Below are 3,690 nucleotides of genomic sequence, written 5' to 3' on the forward strand. Positions count from 1 at the left end.
CCGCGCGCCGACGGGCGGAAGTCGCGGGTGTCGAGATCGACGTGGTCGAAGGGGATGCCCGTAATCTTCCGTTCTCCGGCGCACAGTTCGACCGAGTTGTCTCGGTGGCGACGCTGTGCTTCAGCGACGACCCTCGCCAACCGATCGGGGAAATGGTCCGCGTGCTCAAGCCGGGCGGTCGCCTGATCCTTGGCGAACTCGGTCGCTGGAGTCTCTGGGCCGCGCAGCGGCGCGTGAAGGGCTGGCTCGGCTCGGGTCTCTGGCGGGCGGCGCAGTTCCGGAGCCGCAGCGATCTTCTGGCCCTCGCAGCCGGGGCGGGTCTTCAAAACACCACTGTCACGGGTGCCATCTTCTACCCGCCACTTGGATTTGCCGCACAGCTCATGGCCACGGTCGACCCGTGGATCGGACGCTGGACATCCGGGGGCGCGGCGTTCCTGGTCCTGAGCGCCACGAAGCCGGTTCAACCCGAAGCCAATCCGGAGCCGACATGAGCGATCGCATCGGGAAAACACCGCCCATCCTTGCGCACAAGCATCACGAGGAACCCTCAGCCTTCACGCCGGAAAGCCTGCTACGCGAGGCCCGTCGCCAAAAGGGCGCGGAGGCCGTCGCGGTGCCGAAGGTCTGCCTGCTCGATCCGGACGGCGACATCGTGCGCCAGCTCCGCGCCGACGGGCGGGCGCGTCAGCACGAGGGCTGGGTCTGCTATCACACGGACATGTGGGTGTTCGACCTGGACGGCGAGGAGATTGGCGTGGTCGGCTGCGCCGTCGGTGCATCCTTCGCCGTGCGCGTCGCCGAGGAGATGTTCGTCTTCCGTAATGGGAGAAGTGAAGTCAAACATATTTTTCTAATCAAAATCATTGGCTTGACTTCCATTCAGGCACGGCAAGGCACGCGACGTGCGTGCGCCGCGGATCGTCATCGTGCTATCTGCCGGTCGCAGCGACCGTTCCCCAAGTCTGCGTTCGGAGCCACTTCGCCGGTATCATGCTTCCGTCCGCGGTCGGCGCTGGGCCGCCACTCCATGCCTGGTCAGTAGGATCTCGCGTGCCGATCTCTGATGGCGTGCTCGACCTTGCGGTTGGCACCAGCGAACATACGGCATCATCGAGACCGCGTCCCGGCGAAGGGACATCGGAGGACCGGGCTGCCCCGGTCCAATTCGGGGGGCGGGTCAGCGCGCGAAAGAGGATCGGGTTCGCGCCATCACGCCGCTACGCTGGCACCTGCCGGATGCGTCAAACTGAAAGTCGTGCCGTCGCTCCACATCCGGTGCAGGACGACGCCAAGGCGGCGGGCGACGGCCACGACGGCACGTTTCATGCCGCGCCGCTTTGCAACCTGCATGCCCCAGGCCTTGAGCCAACTCTTAGTCTGCGAATGATAAAGCATCACCGTCGCCGCCTGGAACAGCGCCGTGCGCACGTTCTGGTCGCCAGCGGCGCTGATGGCCCCCACCACGTCGCGTTCGCCGGACTGCTCCCGTCGCGGTGTCAGGCCGAAGTGCGGGCCGACCATCTTCGAGGATCGGAAGCGGGCGGGATCATCGATCCCTGCCTTGACCTGCAACGCCACCACGGCGCCGACTCCGGGAACGGTCATCATCAGCCGGCACACACGGTCTGCCCGTGCGATCCGGCGCAACCGGTTCTCGAGCTTGGCGAGTTCGCTGCGCAGGGCGGCGTGGCCGCGCAGCATCGCGGTCACCATCGCCGTCAGCATCTCGTTGCCGTCCGCAAGTTCGCGGGCGCGCTCCGGCAACCGCCGCCGTGTGATCTGGCCGAGCTTGAGGCCGAACCCGCGCAGCATGCCGCGCATCGACAGCTCGATGCTGATCATTGATTTCTGCAGCGTCCGGCGCGCCCCGAGCAGCGCCCGGAGTTCCTGCGCCGAGACCGACTTGCAATGCACCGGGCGGAACCAGCCCATGCGGATCAGCTGGGCAATACCGAGCGCGTCACGGCGATCGGTCTTGATCGGCATGGCCTTCAATGCGCCTTTCACCTGGCGCGTCTCCATCAACACCGCCTCCAGCCCTGCCGCGCACAGATGCCGGTGCAGCCATTGCGACAAAGGTCCGGCTTCGAGCCCGATGCCGGTGATGCTCACATCCATTGCGCGCATGAACGCGATCAGTGCCTCGGGTTCGCAGGCAATCTTTGCTTCCCGCGCCACGGTGCCTGACTGGGTCACGACACAAACGGCGCAGCTTTCGAGTGATACGTCGATGCCAACAAAATGATCCATGGTCTCTTCCCCCCGTTCGGATCGTTGAAGCCGACCGGAATGGTCGGCTCTGACAGGACAATAGCCCGTATTGGACGGAACACGCAGCACAACGCCGGGTCCGGGAGCGACTCGCCCATTACGGCATCTCTGGCTGCGAGCTTCTGGTCAGCGTCACCTCGTCGGGCCAGATTACGCCGCGGGGCGAGCCACCGTATTTCATTGTGATCGACCGGGCATTGCGTGACGAGGGCACGAGCTACCACTACCTTCCGCCGTCCGACTGGAGCGCGGCGCCCGAACGTCTCCTCTCGCGGCTCAACGGTGCGTTCGAGGGTGGCCCCCGTGTGCTCACCGGCGCGACATGGACCACCGATGCGCCGTTCCGCGAGACCGAGACCGCGATCGCCGCAGCGCGGGCGCGCGGCATCCTGGCCGTCGAGATGGAGGCGGCGGGGCTCTACGCCTTTGCAAAAACGCGGGGCCGAGCCGTCATCTGCCTCGCCCACGTTACCAACCAGATGGGGACCATCGAGGGCGACTTCGAAAAGGGCAAAGCCAATGGAACGGCCGCCGCGCTTTTTGTGGTGTCACGGATCGTGACGCAACTCGGCTAACTCGCAACTCTTCGCCTCATGTCTCGGTCTCTGATCTTGTAACACTTGCATGATCGTGACCGCCCGCTTCTCTGGGATGCCGCAGGAGCAATGCTGCATCTGCATCGGTCCGCTCCCTGCCCATTGTGTCTGCTTGATGGGCAATGCCTTGCTTCGGCGATTCCTCCAACAAAAGGTACACAATTGTGCCCGCTTTCTTGCGGGACAGGCGGCGATGCCGTGTGTCACTATCGGACGGTCGGGATTTTCCATGGCTCATTGAAAACGTGAGCCTGGGAAGTGGGCCGAGCCCACCCCAAGCGGTTGAGACGCATGTTGCTTCTCACGGGTTATGCCCGGCCCGTCCTTCCGGCTTACCTGCACGCCCGCGCCAGATCGCGCAGGACGGCATAGTCACTGAGCATCGGCACGACGACCGCGCCTTCGGGCAGCGCCTCGACCTCCGCTGCTGCGCGAGCCTGATCGGCGGCGCTGTCCACCACCACGGGCGGGGGGCAGGCCGCGGCGCGTCAGAACCGGCCGTCGCGCAGGTGGTCAGCCAGAGAATCGTGGTCATGAGGGCGGCGGCTGGCGGCTGAGGCGGCTCTGATCTGGCGGTCTTGAAAACTGGTTGCCCCCGGGGCGGGCAACCAGGCTACGACTGCAGTTGATGCGACCTTCGCCTCAGTCCGGCAACTTGCCCGACTGTTTGGCAGTATGGGTGGCGATTGCATCCATCAGTGCCGGCGACAGCGCGTCATAGGGCGGCAGGCCGATCTCGGTCAGGCGGGCGCGGATGGCCGACAACTTGTCGGGGCTGACCCCGCTTTCGATCACCGACGACACGAAGGCGGCAAATTCT

Annotated in this window: 4 protein-coding genes and 1 pseudogene; 3 read left to right on the forward strand and 2 right to left on the reverse strand. The window is 65.3% G+C overall.

Annotation, left to right across the window (positions count from 1 at the left end):
• The coding region (locus Q8O80_RS11175; protein WP_305579540.1) for a class I SAM-dependent methyltransferase at positions 1–494 on the forward strand (494 nt) is incomplete at its 5' end.
• Positions 491–1,045 (forward strand): hypothetical protein, encoded by a 555-nt coding sequence (locus Q8O80_RS11180; protein WP_305579541.1) that lies wholly within the window; start codon positions 491–493, stop codon positions 1,043–1,045. The genes Q8O80_RS11175 and Q8O80_RS11180, both read left to right, overlap by 4 nt.
• 167 nt (positions 1,046–1,212) lie before the next feature.
• On the opposite strand, the gene Q8O80_RS11185 is transcribed toward Q8O80_RS11180, so the two are convergent.
• A complete protein-coding gene (locus Q8O80_RS11185) occupies positions 1,213–2,253 on the reverse strand; it encodes an IS110 family transposase (RefSeq protein ID WP_305579542.1) in 1,041 nt (346 codons plus the stop codon).
• Between the two features lie 143 nt (positions 2,254–2,396).
• Here Q8O80_RS11185 and Q8O80_RS11190 point away from each other — a divergent pair, with 143 nt between their 5' ends.
• Positions 2,397–2,849 (forward strand): hypothetical protein, encoded by a 453-nt coding sequence (locus Q8O80_RS11190; RefSeq protein WP_371136171.1) that lies wholly within the window; start codon positions 2,397–2,399, stop codon positions 2,847–2,849.
• A 663-nt stretch (positions 2,850–3,512) separates the two neighbouring features.
• On the opposite strand, the pseudogene Q8O80_RS11195 reads toward Q8O80_RS11190, so the two are convergent.
• A pseudogene (locus Q8O80_RS11195) lies at positions 3,513–3,690 on the reverse strand (aldehyde-activating protein); the annotation flags it as partial.

The organism is Devosia sp. (genome assembly GCF_030689745.1).
Lineage (GTDB): Bacteria > Pseudomonadota > Alphaproteobacteria > Rhizobiales > Devosiaceae > Devosia > Devosia alba.